The 15,292-nt window shown below is 60.4% G+C and carries 15 protein-coding genes and 1 pseudogene; 9 read left to right on the forward strand and 7 right to left on the reverse strand.

Features of this window, described 5'->3' with window-relative positions:
* Positions 1 to 555, reverse strand: a pseudogene (locus ACSFA0_RS26385) (IS5-like element ISBuce2 family transposase); the annotation flags it as partial.
* A gap of 1,861 nt (positions 556 to 2,416) precedes the next feature.
* On the opposite strand from ACSFA0_RS26385, the gene ACSFA0_RS26390 reads away from it, so the two are divergent.
* Positions 2,417 to 3,391, forward strand: a complete 975-nt coding sequence (locus ACSFA0_RS26390; RefSeq protein ID WP_435453226.1) for a metallophosphoesterase — start codon at positions 2,417 to 2,419, stop codon at positions 3,389 to 3,391.
* On the opposite strand, the gene ACSFA0_RS26395 is transcribed toward ACSFA0_RS26390, so the two are convergent.
* Positions 3,376 to 4,017, reverse strand: coding sequence for an NrtR DNA-binding winged helix domain-containing protein (locus ACSFA0_RS26395; protein WP_435453227.1), 642 nt, complete (start codon positions 4,015 to 4,017; stop codon positions 3,376 to 3,378). The two genes, ACSFA0_RS26390 and ACSFA0_RS26395, sit on opposite strands and share 16 nt — an antisense overlap.
* Positions 4,018 to 4,415: 398 nt before the next feature.
* Between ACSFA0_RS26395 and ACSFA0_RS26400 the strand changes: the two genes are divergently transcribed.
* The 3 genes from ACSFA0_RS26400 (at position 4,416) to ACSFA0_RS26410 (ending at position 6,012) form a co-directional block, all read left to right on the forward strand.
* Positions 4,416 to 4,622 (forward strand): antitoxin VbhA family protein, encoded by a 207-nt coding sequence (locus ACSFA0_RS26400; protein WP_435453228.1) that lies wholly within the window; start codon positions 4,416 to 4,418, stop codon positions 4,620 to 4,622.
* A 4-nt stretch (positions 4,623 to 4,626) separates the two neighbouring features.
* Complete coding sequence (locus tag ACSFA0_RS26405; protein WP_435453229.1) at positions 4,627 to 5,556, forward strand: Fic/DOC family protein; 930 nt, start codon at positions 4,627 to 4,629, stop codon at positions 5,554 to 5,556.
* Positions 5,557 to 5,733: 177 nt separating this feature from the next.
* On the forward strand, positions 5,734 to 6,012 hold the full coding sequence (locus tag ACSFA0_RS26410; protein ID WP_435453230.1) for a hypothetical protein: 279 nt from the start codon (positions 5,734 to 5,736) through the stop codon (positions 6,010 to 6,012).
* A gap of 36 nt (positions 6,013 to 6,048) precedes the next feature.
* Here the strand turns inward: ACSFA0_RS26410 and ACSFA0_RS26415 are convergent, their stop codons facing one another.
* The gene (locus ACSFA0_RS26415; protein WP_435453231.1) at positions 6,049 to 6,642 is read right to left on the reverse strand and encodes a hypothetical protein; all 594 of its coding nucleotides are present in this window, start codon (positions 6,640 to 6,642) and stop codon (positions 6,049 to 6,051) included.
* A gap of 903 nt (positions 6,643 to 7,545) precedes the next feature.
* Between ACSFA0_RS26415 and ACSFA0_RS26420 the strand changes: the two genes are divergently transcribed.
* The gene (locus ACSFA0_RS26420; RefSeq protein ID WP_435453232.1) at positions 7,546 to 7,929 is read left to right on the forward strand and encodes a hypothetical protein; all 384 of its coding nucleotides are present in this window, start codon (positions 7,546 to 7,548) and stop codon (positions 7,927 to 7,929) included.
* Positions 7,922 to 8,314 carry a hypothetical protein gene (locus ACSFA0_RS26425; RefSeq protein ID WP_435453233.1) on the forward strand — a complete coding sequence of 131 codons (393 nt, stop codon included), beginning with the start codon at positions 7,922 to 7,924 and terminating at the stop codon, positions 8,312 to 8,314. Before ACSFA0_RS26420 ends, ACSFA0_RS26425 begins: the two co-directional genes overlap by 8 nt.
* A gap of 346 nt (positions 8,315 to 8,660) precedes the next feature.
* Here the strand turns inward: ACSFA0_RS26425 and ACSFA0_RS26430 are convergent, their stop codons facing one another.
* Complete coding sequence (locus tag ACSFA0_RS26430; protein ID WP_435453234.1) at positions 8,661 to 9,746, reverse strand: tyrosine-type recombinase/integrase; 1,086 nt, start codon at positions 9,744 to 9,746, stop codon at positions 8,661 to 8,663.
* A gap of 207 nt (positions 9,747 to 9,953) precedes the next feature.
* Here ACSFA0_RS26430 and ACSFA0_RS26435 point away from each other — a divergent pair, with 207 nt between their 5' ends.
* Entirely contained in the window at positions 9,954 to 10,379 is a 426-nt protein-coding gene (locus ACSFA0_RS26435; protein ID WP_435453235.1) for a hypothetical protein, read from the forward strand.
* 351 nt (positions 10,380 to 10,730) lie between these two features.
* Here ACSFA0_RS26435 and ACSFA0_RS26440 read toward each other — a convergent pair whose 3' ends face one another.
* Complete coding sequence (locus ACSFA0_RS26440) at positions 10,731 to 11,237, reverse strand: hypothetical protein (protein WP_435453236.1); 507 nt, start codon at positions 11,235 to 11,237, stop codon at positions 10,731 to 10,733.
* A 752-nt stretch (positions 11,238 to 11,989) separates the two neighbouring features.
* On the opposite strand from ACSFA0_RS26440, the gene ACSFA0_RS26445 reads away from it, so the two are divergent.
* Positions 11,990 to 13,057, forward strand: a complete 1,068-nt coding sequence (locus ACSFA0_RS26445; RefSeq protein WP_435453237.1) for a hypothetical protein — start codon at positions 11,990 to 11,992, stop codon at positions 13,055 to 13,057.
* A gap of 1,048 nt (positions 13,058 to 14,105) precedes the next feature.
* Positions 14,106 to 14,486, forward strand: a complete 381-nt coding sequence (locus ACSFA0_RS26450) for a hypothetical protein (protein WP_435453238.1) — start codon at positions 14,106 to 14,108, stop codon at positions 14,484 to 14,486.
* Positions 14,487 to 14,522: 36 nt separating this feature from the next.
* On the opposite strand, the gene ACSFA0_RS26455 is transcribed toward ACSFA0_RS26450, so the two are convergent.
* Together ACSFA0_RS26455 and ACSFA0_RS26615 are read right to left on the reverse strand one after the other, a co-directional pair.
* Positions 14,523 to 14,834, reverse strand: a complete 312-nt coding sequence (locus ACSFA0_RS26455; protein WP_435453239.1) for a hypothetical protein — start codon at positions 14,832 to 14,834, stop codon at positions 14,523 to 14,525.
* Positions 14,831 to 15,211: an AcrVA2 family anti-CRISPR protein gene (locus ACSFA0_RS26615; RefSeq protein WP_475539790.1), complete on the reverse strand. Its 381-nt coding sequence runs from the start codon at positions 15,209 to 15,211 to the stop codon at positions 14,831 to 14,833. The genes ACSFA0_RS26455 and ACSFA0_RS26615 overlap by 4 nt, the downstream gene beginning before the upstream one ends.
* Between the last annotated feature and the right edge of the window lie 81 nt (positions 15,212 to 15,292).

Consider the following 15,292-nt stretch of genomic DNA (forward strand, 5'->3'; position numbering starts at 1 on the left):
GCCTTTGAAGCTGGTGCTGCCCGTCGTGTTGTTGCCCGAATCATCATCGTTGCCGCCATCCTTGCGCACGAAGCTCCTGTGGCTGGCCCATGCCTGGATGAGGGTGCCATCGACGCTGAAGTGTTCGCCCGACAGCCAGCCTTTGCGACCAGCAGTTTCGACGATGTGGTTGAACAGTTCGATGATGGCGTCATGCTCGATCAGGCGTTCGCGGTTCTTGGTGAAGACGCTCGGAACCCAGACCGCATCGTCCATGGCCAAGCCGATGAACCAGCGATACAAGAGGTTGTACTGGGTCTGCTCCATGAGCTGGCGCTCCGAGCGAACGCTGAAGAAGATCTGCAGCAGCATCGCGCGCAGCAGCTTCTCTGGTGCGATGCTGGGACGCCCGCCCTTGATGTCGGCCTCGTACATGCCGGCGAACAGGCCATCCATCTTCAGCAGCGCTTCATTGACCATCGCGCGGATGGGACGCAGCGGATGATTGGCGGGTACGAAGTCCTCCAGGCGGCGCATCGTGAACAAACTTTCGGTGAAGGTATCGGCTCCGCGCATCGTCTGGGGTCTTGGGTTGCAACTGTCGGTGGTGTCAACTTCCAACGCTTGAGGGCTGTCGCGCGCCGACTGGGAGAGGTATTTCAGCACCCTGCTAGGACTCTGCCCAAGCTGTGCGGGTGTCAAAGTGGCGGGGATGCCGCCAGCTTTTAGGAGCGTTCCCCATGCGAGCGAGGCTTGTCCAAGGACTCGCCTACTCAACTCGGCGGGCTCGATCATTCCTCCAAAGCCCGTTGCGATGTCGCGAAGACGCTGAGGATCACTCACCGCGGTTGCGAAGTGCGTGGTCGGCCTGCAGTAGCCGAGTAGGGAAGGAGCGAGTCCGGCCTCGACTTCCTCTGTACGAGTGAGGACATTGCTGCGAGCGAGGGTCTGGATAGTCGGCCACAACAGCTCCATTGCGCGAAACACGCCCGGGGTTGGGAGCGGCGTCCTGGCAGGGTGCAAGGCCTTGATATTCTCCGCAACGGGATGCGCGGATCCGGTTCTCTTCCGGAAGTCTGCGAAGAAGCTCGCCGCGGTGTCCCGCCAACTGCCGTGGCCGTACTCGCGGATCAGGCTTTTGAAGAACGCGTCGTCGTTCTCTCTTATGGCCTTGTCCCATCGTTTCACAAGTGCTTTTGGCGCACGCTGATAGCGGTCAAGACCCATGACGGATGCGGTGAATGCGCGCGATAGAGTGGGGAACAGCACCTTAGACATTCGCATCGGGTCATCGGCCTCTGTTAGACCCGTCCCAACGGCGCCGACGAGCATTCTCAGCGCCGGCTCTGCGCCTGGCAGTAACTCGCGTCGATCGATCGGTAGCTCCGAGAAGAACAGTCCATCTGGATGGTGCACAGGGCCTGCGAAGCCGTGCAGGTCGAAGTGGGCCTGTGTCGCCTTCACGCCCAACGTCTGGTCTGCACGATGTGCAAATAGATGAACCAGGCCAGACAAGGCGTTCGGACTGTGATCGGCCCAGTGCATCGTGGCAGTCGGTCCGGCCTCAACTACGTATCGCGCGGAGGTGCCGGCAAGGCTTGGCATTTGTCGGTCAAGGCAAAAGTTCATCTGCCCGCCCCCGAAGGCCTCGTGGGGCAAACCTAGCACGCCGCACGCGCGCACGAGGTTCTCCTCGATGCGGTCGAGCGCCTCGTCACGGGAAGCCGCGCTCATGTCCACCTCACCTGCGATTCGGAGCGTACGGAAGCCGAAGCGCTTGCAGACGCCCTGGACACGCCAAATGTAGTGCGCGTCGAGCTCAGGATTGAGCGGCCCGAAGAGATCCGCCGTTCCAGATGTGCTGCTGATCGCTGGCGCATCCTTTGTTGCAGCGATCGTCTCGTACACCACGTAAGACCACCTCGTCACGAGCTCCTCTACCGCAGCGTCTGCACGCTCGGACAGCTTGTCGGATGTTGTCGCTTTCAGCTTTCCTGCCTCCCGCTTCAGCTGCTCGGTAATGAGCGGAACGTGTGCGGAGGCGGTCCGCTTCGTCAGCGGGGGTGACCGCAGGGTGGCCTCTCCAAGCCATGCTTCGCATGAGCGCACGAAGGAACTCAGTTCTGCAGCCTCGTTCGGCTGGTCGTGGAGTCCGACCGCTACGCCAGGTCGAACGACAAAAAAACGACGAACAAAGCGGTCGTTCAACGGGAGAGAAGCGAACACGTGGCACCTGACGATTTGACGGGCAGAATCCGATTACCTTGGATAATCGTACGTCGGATCATGGAAATGCGCCAAACGAGCATTCCTCAAGGCCTGCGCCGACGAGTCGTGAACGAGGGTGAGATGCGCTGTGCGGGTCTATCGTTTCTCCTGGTCGGTCTGAAAACGCTGCCGATTTAGCCATGTCTGCAAGGGGCGCGATAATCGTCCTATGACGAAGGCCCTCGACTTTATCGGTGACGTACATGGCCATGCCGAGAAGCTGCGTGCATTGCTGAAGCAGCTCGGATATCGCCCTGTGAGCGGCACGCACCGGCATCCGGCGGCCCGGCGCGCGGTCTTCGTGGGCGATCTCATTGATCGGGGACCACACCAGATCCAGGTTCTCGATATTGTGAGGCGCATGGTTGAGTCCGGCGATGCTGTATGCCTCCTCGGCAACCACGAGTTCAACGCGATCGGCTATACGACACGACACGCCCGTCGCCCTGACGAGTTCTTGCGCAGGCATACCCCTGGCAATGTTCGTCAGCACGCTGCATTTCTAGCTCAGGTCGGGGAGGGGACAGCGGATCATCAGGAGTGGGTGCGCTGGTTCCGCACACTTCCGGTCTTCCTGGACCTCGGTGACGTGCGCGCAGTGCACGCATGGTGGTACCCACCTCATGTGGACTTCCTCCGCAACGTGTCGCCGACAGGCACGCTCGGCTCAGACGACCTTATTCAGCAAGCTTTCAGGAAGGGTCATCGGGCGTACGAGGTGATGGAGGGGCTGCTCAAAGGCCTCGAGGCGGAGCTCCCCGTTGGACTGAGCTACGCCGACGCAAATGGGAGACGACGCACGCGGACGCGGGTTCGATGGTGGGATACGTCGGCAGCGACCTTTGCTGATGCGCTTATCCTGCCCGTCCAGCTAGATGATGACGCGATGCAGCAGGAGATGCCGGCAGGACTGCCGATTGGCTACGATGCAGATGCTCCTTGCTTCATCGGGCACTACTGGATGTCTGGTGAACCGGGGCTGGCTGGGGCACGGGTCGTCTGCGTCGATTACTCGGCCGGAACAACGGGGCCGCTGGTTGCTTACCGCTGGGACGGCGATCAAAGCCTGCCGGCTGCGAACTTCGTGCGGTCGGATGGCTCGGTCCCAAGCTCGGACGCGCTACAGGTTTACGCTGCGCGGTAAAGCTGAGCGGGGCGCCCGGCGCCGAGCTTCTTGTTGCCGCTCACTGGCACGATCAGCGCACCACTATTGAGTTGCTGCCGTAGGCGCGATTGCTCCACGTGGCGGCCCAGGATGATCGAAACCATGGTGTGCAACTCGGTGAAAGTGAACTCAGGCGCCAGCATTTCGAATGGCAAGGTCAGGCGCTCCACGTCGGTACGAAGGTTTCGGACGGCTGTGGCGAATAGCGGCGCGGTCGCCCCTTGCAGCTTTCCAGCTTCGTCGACAGTGAACCACTTGAGATCTTGCGTCTTCTTCGCGCCGCCATCGGCTAGGTCTTCAGCTCGGATCTGCGCACGGTAGACAACGTTTAGCGTCCAAGGGTGCCGTGGGTCGCGCGTGCGGCCGCCAACAGCGCCTTCCTGTTTAACCGACTCAACACGCAAGTTGAGGTGTTCAAATGCAACACGCTTCGCAGTAGAGTCAAGATCGTTATCTAGGTCGGTGCGAAGCGTGCCGCTCGGCAAGCCCCAACCGTTGTCGTCGAATTCCTCTTCTTGCAATGCAAGAAGGGCGGATAGCTTGCCCTTGACGATGCCAAAAAGGCAAAGATCGAGTCGTGTCAGTGGCATTGCATGCTTGGCCATGTGTCCTGTTCCCGCGAACGATGTGCTGGTCGATGATCGAGACTTGTTAGGTTTGATTAGACCGTAAGTCGCCGAGCAGCGCCCCGGTGGCATATGTTGCCGATTGCGATACCGTACCCTTAGCTGGCGCCATACGCGCTTGCTGCCGAGTGTACCCGAAAGTGTTCATGCCCTGTCGCTCCTCGGTCAGCGTCGCAGACCATGCACGCGGCCGCTAGGAAAGCCGATCGGACAACCCTGGCTCGCAAACTTCCGACATAGCACCCATAAAATCGTCTGCTGAACCAACGACCCTGCTTGTGTCTTACCCTTACGTAGGCGGATGTTGAGCACTGGTGCGGAGCCGCATTTTTGCGCCATTTTTGCTTTTGTCTGAAACTTGCCGAAGGACCACTCCAATGACTTCTCCGCTCAAACCCTCAGCTACAACCGTATGGGCTCACGAACAGGCCTTGGCCAGTGCGAGTCTGGATGGTTTTGTTCCTGACGCTGCGCTCGAGGCGGACCGCAAGGCGCTGGCCGACGGCGTGATAAGTGAAGAGGAATTCTTAGAGCGGCTGAAAACCCGCGCGGCCTTGGCCGCGAGTTCACCGACGAGCAATTAGATCCATGACCGATGTCGTAGCCCACTGGAAGTCCTACCGTTACGACGGCACGGATGTGCTCATCAACAAGCCAGGCATTCGAGACGCCCAAGAGCTGCGTTCTTTCGAAGAGGGCGCAGCATACTTGCGCGGGGTCCAGCTAGCTCGTGCGCCCATCACTGGGCATTTCGATCTCAGGCATTTGCAGCAGATTCATGAGCAGCTCCATCAAGACACGTTCGATTGGGCTGGCCGCTTGCGCGATACCCCGTGGAGCAGATCGAATGCGGCCGCGGGCGTCGATCAGATCGTTGCCAGCGCTGGGAGAGTGCACCAGACCATCCGGGACGCCAATCGCTTGCGAGACCTGAGCAAGAACGACTTTGTCGAGAAGTTCGCTCTCGTTTACTCCGAACTGCTGGCCATCCGGCCATTCCAGGAAGGCAATGAGCGCACGGTCCGCGCGTTCTGCAGCCAACTCGCAAGCCAGGCAGGCTATGTCCTCGATCTGCGCCGCCTGGATGAGGAAAAAGTTCGATGGGCCTCGGCTAATGCGGGCGCGGAACGCGGCGAGCTGCACGACCTTCGCGCCATGCTGACTGAAGCAGTGCGGCCGGCGGCCTCGGTCGCCTTCGAGATCCTGCAAAAGGACGAAGCGCTTGCGCAACACCCCGGGCTGAGCGGTGCCTATGAGGTGCTGGATCGACAGGCCGCGGACATTGCGACCAGGTACAAAGACAATCCGAAGGCTGTCGATCACTTCATGGTCCGCGCGCGTGCGGAGGTGGTGCGCGCGCTTGACACGGGAGCCGCTGTGCGGCCGCTCCTCTTGATCGACAAGGAGCGCGCAGAGGAAGCCATGGCGTTAGCGAAGTACGGTTTTCTTCAGCAGGTCAAGCGCCGCTATCCAGCTAGCGTGTCAAGCGCCTTGCCGAAAGCACCGGCGGTCCGCTGAAATCGAGCAGGGGCCGGCTTCCCATTGACGGCACTGGCGAGGCGCGTAGATCCTGAGGGAAACCTGCGGGCCTGCCAATGAGAGAGCTCCCGCAATAAAGGTTCTGCGGCTTTTTACAATCGAGCTCGGAAGGGCGGTCCGATTTTGATCGCAGGGATCGAAGAGCGACAATAAGCCATGAGCACAAAAGTCTGGAACTTACTTTACGTCCCGGGAAATCCGAAGATTTTCACGAACGTCACGTCGAACGCGGGAAACCCGATCTCCAGGAAAGAAGCGCTCGAAGGTGCCGAGCTTATCGCCGCGAACGGCTGGCGCGTGTGGGTCGAACATCATAAGACTGGTGCCAGGATCTACGAGAGCGACGCCGAGGTTGCCGCAAGGGCGCAGGCGGCCAAGCTAGTCGCATCTAACCCAGCAACAGAGTTGTCTCGCCGTTCCAGCCGCCCTACCTAGCGCAAGCGGTATCGAGATAGAGACGGCGGCCCTTGCTCAAGTCCCGCAGGGCGAAGTCGAGAGACGCGAACGCGCTGCTGGGTCGATCAGAAGCACCTTGACACTCTCGCATCCGAGGTTGTCGTATCGATTCCTCCGCTCTGGTGTGTCGAGCGCACGTGCTTCAACGGTCGCAATGAACTGAATGATTCCTGGGTGCTTCTCGTCGAAGCCGAACTTGGACGCGACGCATTGCCAGCTCAGAAACAAAGCGGAGCGCGCTCGCTCGACTGCGACGCCGTCATCCAGGTCCACCAAAATGGCTGCTCGAGTTGCCTTGAAGCTCTGCGCCAGAGCGCTGCGCTGTTCGCCGGTGATTCGATCAGATTGGTCGAGGACCAGGTCGACGTCGTCACGGATTCCGTTGCCGTTTGCATCAGCGCCAGCGAGCATCGCGTGCTCGGCAGGGTTCAAGCGGCGAGCAGTCATCAGTGTCGGCCCAGGCTGGATTGGCGCGCCTGCGGTCAAGGATGACGCCCCGGCCGCAGGGTGACTGGCGCGGTCGCCGCATGCGCAGAGCATCAGCAAAAACGTGAGGCCAAAACCAAATTTGGCGAAGTAGGAACCGGTGCTTAAGGTGCGTCGCGACATAAACAAAGTCTAGCGCGCGGCCGACCTCGCTTGACGCCTTTGCGCGGAGCAGACGAGCTTTCAGGCGGATGAGAGCCAGATTTGGCGCGATCGCGTCGAACTAATGCATGCAGTGGCCATGGCACCAGTACACTATAAGTGCACTGCAACACCTAGGCGAGATCAATGTCCCCTGTCCGCAAACCGAAAGAGACCACACCAAATGAGCGCCTTCGTGCCCTCGTGGACCGATGTGAACTCACGCAGTTGGAGGTACTCGCATTGTTGAACGAGGGGCAGATCCGGCCAATCTCTGCTTCCGCATTCAAGTCGTGGCTTTCGGCGCCGGAGTCTGTGCGCTATCGGCCGTTGTCGGAGGCGCTTTTCGAGCATGCTGCCGCTGCGCTTGAGAAGCAGTCCAAGCGAGTTGGGCAAGCAGACGTGCTTGGCTGAGTCGGAGAACCATTTGAATCACCAGACCGAGCACTTTCCAAGGCGTTCGAACTTAGGACGCGCGAGGGTGAGCAAAAAGGTTCCCGCAGAACTCGTGAGTGCCACTGGAGCGCGTGCAGCCATCGAACGGGCAGCCGCTGATCAGCTGTGTGCTCGGATGCCCTCGCTTGGATACTTGGCCGGTCGAGTACTACCCGACGGTTCTGTTGCCGGCATTATTCAGCTCCTGTACACCACGGCCATCTGCACAGGGTGTACCGCGGAAGGATGGGCGCGTCGTTATTGTTTCGAAGACAGGGCTACGGCTGAGCAACGCTTCCTAGAGCTTTCATCAGAAGACGATGAGCCGGCCGGCTTCGTTGCAACTCGGCTTGCTCGCTGATCGTCACGATACCGCAGAGCGTTTTGCCTTTGTGCTTTCGTCACGTACGATTATTAATCGATACCCATCGCCACTGCATCAATACCAATATGAAAACCTTTTCGGGTTACGACGTGAAGAAGTTCTGGGCGGATGAGCTATTTTGGGTCGATGCTGTCTCAGTCGATGATGTATTGATGAAGATCGATGGGATCGACGCGCCGGACGCGGATATCGAAGGGCTAGCAGACGGCGCGTCTGTCCAGTTTGAGTCAGGTTACGTCGAAATCACCAGCCTCTCGAAGCTCCCCTCCGGACATCTCCTGAGTGTCATAGGTGACACCGACGTTGAATCAGCGTTGGATACATGGCTCCTGGCCCAAACCACCGAGACGGTGGTCATTGTGTTGGACGTCAAGAAGGGCGCGATCGACATAGCTGATCTTCGTGCGTCCATTGCTGCCGCGCACCCTGAAGCTCGCGTGATTGGATAAGGCAGCGTATGAGCCTGTTAGATGTTGCGCCTACTACGCAAAGCTCGCCCGTAACGAGGTCGTCGCGCCCGATGAGATCGCCGACCTGTTGAAGGCATTTCAACTACAGGTGGCGCTTTCCGCCTACCTGGCAAGCTGCCATGCGGCGACAGCGGAGAGTTTGCCCTTCTCGGCGAGTCGATCAACAAAAGGTCGCATGCAGCAGATCTGCCGCGACGCTGCAGCTGGGCTCGACGGCGAGTTCACGGAGCAGTACCCTACGGCCCCTTCATGGGCCCGCGAACGCTGCAGGAAGACGGCGGCATCTCTCGATCAGCAGATCGCGGCACACGACACTGCGAAGGCGTCGAAGGCTGGGAGCAAGGCCAGCCACAGCAAGCCGTGATTTTTGTCGCCAAGCGTCCCTGCGAGAGGCCATGCAACGTGCCAATCGGCCGGACGCAGGCGTCTGCACTGGTCCTGGTCGCGACATCAAATGATCGGACCGTCGGCGAATGGCTTCCATGCAAAGCTATCAACCTGGGATTGAAGGCACCGACGTCGCTCCCCTTCGTGGTGGCCAAAACGTGTGAGGCGGAAGCGCTCGCAGAGCGTGAAAGCGGCTGCAGTTGTGCGGTTCTGTGCCTGACTGATGCCAACGGCGAAATGCTTCGATTCCCCTCCAGGCTTGCCGCGCAAATCCGTGCTCGCGAGCAGAACCACCTGCAGTTGTTCTAGTACGCCAAGCCAATCTAGACGACGGAGACGGGGGCAATGACAATGGCGCGGTACCGACCCATCGCCTCGGGCTCGATGCCCAACATGCCAGCTACTTGCTCTTCAGAATAGCCCTGCTTCAGCTGCCGGAGAGCGAACGTGTGTCGAAGGCGAAACGAGCCACCATCGGTCAGGTGAGTCAGTTTTGCTTGTTCAAAGACCCGTACAACGGCGAGATGGTGGTTTCGCTTGCTCCAGGGTTTGCCGCTTCGGACCGAAGGAAATAGAGCATCAAGCCCTATGCCTTGCTCCTTGCGAACCAACAGCCAATGCCTCAGCACCTCACCGGCCCAATGTGCGATTGGGGTTTCGCGGCTCGGGCTCGCGCCAATTTGAGGGATGATCAACTTCCAGGGCCGGCCGCGGACTCGCCCTCCTTCGATGACAACAGAAGCGAGCGTCAGCGCGCGTACTTCGCCAGGCGTGATCCCCGCGCCCAGTTGAAGACTCATCGCTGCTGCATTTCGCAGGTCCTGCCAGTCCTGGTTGACGGCCGGTGCACCTGGCCGTGGTCTTGACTGTGACAGAAACGACACCAAAGCTCTGGCGTCATGGGTTTCAAGGTACGGGATCACGCCCTTGTTGGGACGCGCGTCGGCGTAGCGAACGTCCTCCTGACTCTGAATACAGTTATACGCGGCTTCGTTCTTTTCTTGACCGTTGATATGCGCGTAGTAGCCCAGCACATGATCAATAAGGTTCAACGTTCGGAGGGTGTGCCTAGGAGATGCTGGGAGGTCGTTGGGTACCTTCATCTGTGCAAGTTCGTCGCTTGCGACCAACCGGTCTTCTGCCTTCTGTGGCTTACCCGTGAGCTCATTTTGAAAGGCGAGAAGATCGCTCTCCGTCAGGTCGCGCAATCGCACACGCGGGACCTGTTTTGCACACCATGCTGTGAATGCATTCCAGCGCCCCGTATAAGCAATGGCTGTGGATGGTTGCGTTACAACGCCGGCTTTCTGCTGGGCTAAGAGCCATGCTGCAAACACGCGGAGCATGTCCTGCACCGATTCGTCTGTGTCGTCCTCGAAATCCAGTTGCTCAAGCAAATCCAACTGCATACTCGTCACTCCCGAACGATAATCAATGTCTTCGAGCCGGCCCCCGCCACCGCGAATGACTGAGCTCCGCCTGCTTTCTCAGGGGAGGGCTGTGAATTCATAGCTATAAACCGGACTTAGTGTCTTTGCGATCTACAATGCCGCGGACTTCGCCGATAGTCAATACCGCTGCATGTGACGGACCCATTTTTGCCAAGGCTGTAATCAATGAGCATCACTGTCACTTCCGAATCTTTGCGAATTGCTCTCCAAGATCACGTTGGCAAGCCATTCACGCTCAGCGATATGAAGCGCGTGCTTGCCGCTGCCGCCGTTGAGCCAAGCGCAGCTGGCAAGAAGGCGGTTGTGGTCGAGCCGCCTTCAGCCGATTCGCCGGCGGTCGTCTACCACGTGCTCTTCACAAGCAAGGACAACGTCCATGCCGCGGCCGGCGTCTACATCACCATCAGCATGAGCACGAGGATCGAGTACGGGACGGATATCGCCGCGCTCCGCGATGCGATCACGGCCCGCTTGGGCTACAAAAACCTGGTCATCCGCTCATGGACCGAACTCAAAGGCACAACACGCCCCCGGGGCGCCGTTCCGGCGGTGATCGTTGACCAGCACCAGGCAACCAGGCCGACCGTGTAACGTTGGCAAGCGGCGCACCTTCCTGTGATGTGCGGGTCTCACTCGCCGACCCGTTGCACTCGGCTTAGCTCGCATTGGATTGTACTGGATATCCGTACAGTTCTAGTAAGCCGTTTCAGATCTCAACGCTTGGAGGGTTGCGTCGGCATTGCACCCTGCGGCCATGCGCGCCTGGCATCCTCGAGTGCGGTTTCCTTTACGGCCCGACTCGAATCAGGACGGGGTCTGGTGTTTGGCTGGCCCAGCTGCAGGTGGGTCAAACCGCTCGCGGTTGCGAGCTGGTTGTCCGGATGTCAGGGGGCCTTGCCGTCGAAGCTTGACCAGCTATCGCTCGGTTCGACTCGGACACCGCTAGGCAAGATACGCCTTGATGCGGGCAAGCAAAGTCTTAGACCGATCAAGGAGGGTGCGTCCAGCCTTCGGTGGGGTGGCCACGGCCAGATCCGCAAATAGCTCGCGCTGTTCGTTCAACGCTTCGCGTAAGGCGGCGATGTTTGCCCGGGTCGGCGTCCAAACACCGCAGATCAGAAAACGCAGGTGACTCCGCGGGACTACCGTTATATCGCGCGCGCCTATGCGCTCCAATGCAGCGACCCGCGCGAGCGCTTGCTCTGCAGGGGCACCAAGTAAGTCCATCGGGCGCGCGAGCGAGAAGCCGATGGCCGCCACCTCCGGATGCTCGCTGGCCAGATAGTCACAGATCTCATACATAAGCCACCGCCCCAATGGCCTCGGGTCGCCGACCACGAGCGCTGACGGATTGAACATTCCAATTTGGACGGCGATCCCCTCAGGCTCCACAGACGTAGTCGGATGGACCACGCCGAAGTAGACATCGTCACCGTAGTGCAAGTGCATGGGTGCGCCGAGCCGATAAGGCTCCCCGTTGGGTCCCTGAATTCGGAGGAGGTGCTTGTGATGCACGGACAGCCCGCTGCGTTGTGAGTGCGGACTGTAACCATAATCAACGCGCCCTGGCGACCTGCGACCGTGCGAAATGCGTGATGCTGTGTGGTTTGGGGGGACACCACCATATTTGATGCGGATCAACGCAAAAGTGCGCAAAACTGGCCCCACCGATACGATGGACGCATGAAGTCTTCCGTCATCCAGCATTTACTCCGCAACCCCACCGCTTTGGTCCGATACCACGCAACGGGCCAGCTTCCCTCCGAGCATGTTCCCGGATCTCCGCTGATCACTCTGCTAGAGCAGCTGGGCCCAGGTCAATTGGTTCACATCCGCGGCTTGACCGTTGACCAAAGGCTCGGGTATCAGGGAACACGCACTTTTGCCTGGGCGGCCCAAGGGCTGGATTGGCTCAAGCCCCGTGACCGTTTCCGCCCGCCGGCATCGGAGGGATGGCGCGACAAGGGGTTCCAGCGTGCCCTGTACCTTGAAGACCTGGCGGAGTGCTGCGCATGCCTGCCAGAGTCGATTTTCGACCGGAACCCGCGATTGCAGAGGCCAAGCCCACGGCGTGCCGGCCCGCGACCGTGAGGTAGAAAAGCTGATACAGCGGGCGAAAGGGGCGCGCCCGCGTCAAACCGAGATAATCAGCTCATCTAAATAATGATGCGGGCCTTCGCCGCGCTCGACCGGAGTCAGCAATGGGCATTATCTACGCGCAGGACGCCTCCACAGGGCACTTGATGCACCCCGGCGATCCAGTTGTGGGATTTGTGGTCAGTGTGCGCCCCCGCCGCGCCGGCCGGCAACCCGAGCCCCAATCCAGCGGCGTTACGCCGAACGAGGCGTATCGGCTCGAGTCCCTGGCCATTCATGGCAACTACGACGGGCAGGGTGGCTTGGAGGTGCAACGCAAGGACGACCTCTCCGTCCGACTTCTCCTTGCCATGACAGGGACCAGTGACTGGTCAGAGTTCGCCAGCGAGTACCTCGTTGGGAACGACGATGGCGGGCCACGGTTTGCGCTTGCCCTTCTGCACGCGGATACCTTCGTCCACCTTCTTGCCCAGCCTGCTCGGGACATGGCCGGTGTACCGACCACCGCTCGTGCGGAGATGGATCAGATGCTTGCTCTCCATGCGCGTCTTGCGAAGGCTCAACAAGAGTTGTCCAGGCTGCCCGCGGGCCCAGATCGAGAGGCGACCGCTGCGAGGATCGCGCAGATCGACGGCGACTGCATGCTGTTGACGGGTCCGGGTATGCCGAATCGGCCGCACGCCCCGAAGCTCGCCCAGGTTCTGCAACCGAACTCGTTCGGCCCCGCGTTCATGTCATTCGTAAGGCAGCGACAACTCCACGTGCTTCACCGCGCCACAGACGTGGCCGAGCTTCCGGGCTCGCTCCCAGGGGGCAAGTCGTGGGCAAAGGGTGATCTTCGCGATTTCCTCAGCCAACTATGGGTCGCGCAGGTCATGCTCGAGGCGCTCAGCCAAGTGCTGGTAGAGCTACGGCCGGGATCCAAGGTCCCTGAGGGAGTGGGTGAAGGGTCGCTCACAGATCTCCGACTTCACGGCCTCGAGACGGCCCTTGTTCGCGGTCTTGTACGCGCGATACGCGACGATGAGCTGAGTTCGTTGGACGCACATCAGGGCCTAGAAAAGTCGCTGGCCCGCGTCGAGTCCATGGTGGCTCGCACGCGGACGCTTGCTCGCGCGCATCTTGCGAAAGAGCAGGCGGAGCAACGCGACACTGGACTGCCGCGACCCTGAGCGGCGCGCGCCCGACTCATAGACGGACGTCGGCCCATCGCGTCCGAATCGACCTAGTCGAGTAGGGGGGGGCGGGCGCAAACAGCACTGCTCCGCAGAACCGGTGTACATTTGGTCAATAAGACAGGAATGCATAAAATCGGCCGAAGATAATCGGACTCGATAATGCTCAAGGCGTCCAGTACCACTCCTCAGTCGGCCCTTCAACGTGCCTGCGCAGCTCTTGCACACCTCGACACCGTCGGGGCGATCCGAGAGTCGACTGAGAGCGACGCAAGCGCGGCCATGGCGCCTGACGTCGGCACGCATTTCCTTTACGAAGACCGGGTGCACAGAGTCACAGGTTGGATCGAGGAAGCACCTCAGCAACCCCCACCTTGGCTTTCCAAGGCAATGGACGCCGCTAGTACGAGTGGTCCCCCTACGGTGCGGCGCTGGACCACGCGCGAGCGAGCGACCCATGTGGCAGGGAGCGGCATCCTCGGATGCGTCGCTAAAGTCGGAGACGTCATCGTGGTGGGGCGCGTCAATTGGACCGAGGAGGCGATCGCCGCTGAGCGCTTTTGCGAAGAGCCTGGCTGTACAAGGCAGGGCGCTCGGATGACAGCGCGCGACGCCACCGGGTCGACCGACGATGAGCGGCGGGAGCCGGTGCCATTCGCCTGGGCGACGCCTCACCCAATCCTGGGCACTGAGCTCACCGTGCATCGTGCACAGATGGAACGATGGAAGCTCGACCACCGCGTCGTGGTTGAACTGTTTACGCGCGAAGCTTTCGAGCCGAAGGCTACGCCGATGTCGGACCTCGATCGTGAGCTCGCATCCTTTCGGGCTGCGTCGTTGCATGTTGCTAGCCGGTTGAGACGGCCTGCTGAGCAATAAGCGCCGGCACAGGTCTGTTCTACGTGGTCAACGTCTCGCACTCATGCGTGGAGCGTCACTACGTGCAGCTCTCGGGTTCTGCCCTCAGTGGTCGTTGTCGGCGGCAGTCCGGAGCGGAAAAAGTCGGGTATTTGGAGCGTCGTCAAAAACACGCAAAAATCGACCCATGACTTTACGAACCACCTATATCGCCGCCGCACTTCTGCTTGCAAGCCTTTCGGCCAGCGCACAGATGTACTCCGAACAACCAAACTCCCCGGGCGCCGGCCGCCCGGTCACGCACAAAGCGCTCATCAAGGCATCGGAAGACGGCAATGATGAAGTGCCAAAGCGGCTCCTCGGTGGGATTGTTACGGTGCAGCTGAAGCCTAACGGCAAGGTGAAGTCGCAGTTCATCGTGGCGAAGAACGATGGCGGGATCTATACCTGCAAGACCATGTCGGCGGGTTTCAAGGGCGGGAAGGTGACGGCCCGCTTCGTTGGTTACGACCCTGCTGGGGACGGAGACGCAGGGTTTTACTTGGACAACTGCACCGCCGGCAACTGAATCCGCGCCGCGGCTTAGGCCTATGCCGCCGGACAGCTAACGCGGCCGCACCTTCCTGGTGGACAGAGCAACACCGGGCTGCTCAAAGACCACGACCTGTGGATCAAGTTCGACCGCGTGTGCTTCCAACATCTTGGCGCGGAACGTGTCCCATTCTGTCTGCCCTGCGGGCGCGTGCGTACAGTAAATGCACTCAGCCCCTTCTTCGGCCTGGCGCGTGCCGGTGTGATGAACGTCGATGCCGAACCGCTTGCTGAACCTACCAATGCAGGATCCGTCGGGCCCGTTAACCCACACCGTCGCCCCATCACCGGACACCACGACCTCGTGCAACGGCCCGTCCGTCATTTAGTACCTCGATTCGGCCCGCCCAGCACTCGCGTGGGGCGCATCCAGATGAGCTTCCGCAGCTTCATCTCGGGCCCGTGCGCCTGGTGCCGCCAATGACCGCGGCGCCAATGCGGCTCCATCCCGCCTCCTAACCCCACGCCAGCACCAGCCAGGCTTGAGGCATCCGAAGCAAGTTGGAAGTCCAAGCCAACGCGGTGGACCTGCAGGAATCCGAGGTTCGACAACTTCGAAGCTGTGCGCTTGGCTTCCTTTTCACCACGCGCAAGTTTCGTGAGCATCGAGCTTGGCGCGTCCGGCTGCCAGGCGTACCTCGTGTCATCGGGGTAGGCGACCAGGTAGGTTCTGTCGCAATAGCGGCGCCAGCACGAGCAAATGTGCGGCGGGCATCTCCCTCAGAAAGCTAACGAGTAAAACTTCGCTGCTGCGGACGAGGCTTGGCATTGGCGGCAGTCCAT

Source organism: Variovorax restrictus (assembly GCF_051216715.1).
In the GTDB taxonomy this organism is placed as follows: domain Bacteria; phylum Pseudomonadota; class Gammaproteobacteria; order Burkholderiales; family Burkholderiaceae_C; genus Variovorax.

Coding starts and splice junctions, on each gene's coding strand:
- ACSFA0_RS26390 (WP_435453226.1), top strand. CDS start 2,417: ATGACGAAGGCCCTCGACTTTATCGGTGACGTACATGGCCATGCCGAG.
- ACSFA0_RS26395 (WP_435453227.1), bottom strand. CDS start 4,017: ATGGCCAAGCATGCAATGCCACTGACACGACTCGATCTTTGCCTTTTT.
- ACSFA0_RS26400 (WP_435453228.1), top strand. CDS start 4,416: ATGACTTCTCCGCTCAAACCCTCAGCTACAACCGTATGGGCTCACGAA.
- ACSFA0_RS26405 (WP_435453229.1), top strand. CDS start 4,627: ATGACCGATGTCGTAGCCCACTGGAAGTCCTACCGTTACGACGGCACG.
- ACSFA0_RS26410 (WP_435453230.1), top strand. CDS start 5,734: ATGAGCACAAAAGTCTGGAACTTACTTTACGTCCCGGGAAATCCGAAG.
- ACSFA0_RS26415 (WP_435453231.1), bottom strand. CDS start 6,642: ATGTCGCGACGCACCTTAAGCACCGGTTCCTACTTCGCCAAATTTGGT.
- ACSFA0_RS26420 (WP_435453232.1), top strand. CDS start 7,546: ATGAAAACCTTTTCGGGTTACGACGTGAAGAAGTTCTGGGCGGATGAG.
- ACSFA0_RS26430 (WP_435453234.1), bottom strand. CDS start 9,746: ATGCAGTTGGATTTGCTTGAGCAACTGGATTTCGAGGACGACACAGAC.
- ACSFA0_RS26435 (WP_435453235.1), top strand. CDS start 9,954: ATGAGCATCACTGTCACTTCCGAATCTTTGCGAATTGCTCTCCAAGAT.
- ACSFA0_RS26440 (WP_435453236.1), bottom strand. CDS start 11,237: ATGCACTTGCACTACGGTGACGATGTCTACTTCGGCGTGGTCCATCCG.
- ACSFA0_RS26445 (WP_435453237.1), top strand. CDS start 11,990: ATGGGCATTATCTACGCGCAGGACGCCTCCACAGGGCACTTGATGCAC.
- ACSFA0_RS26450 (WP_435453238.1), top strand. CDS start 14,106: ATGACTTTACGAACCACCTATATCGCCGCCGCACTTCTGCTTGCAAGC.
- ACSFA0_RS26455 (WP_435453239.1), bottom strand. CDS start 14,834: ATGACGGACGGGCCGTTGCACGAGGTCGTGGTGTCCGGTGATGGGGCG.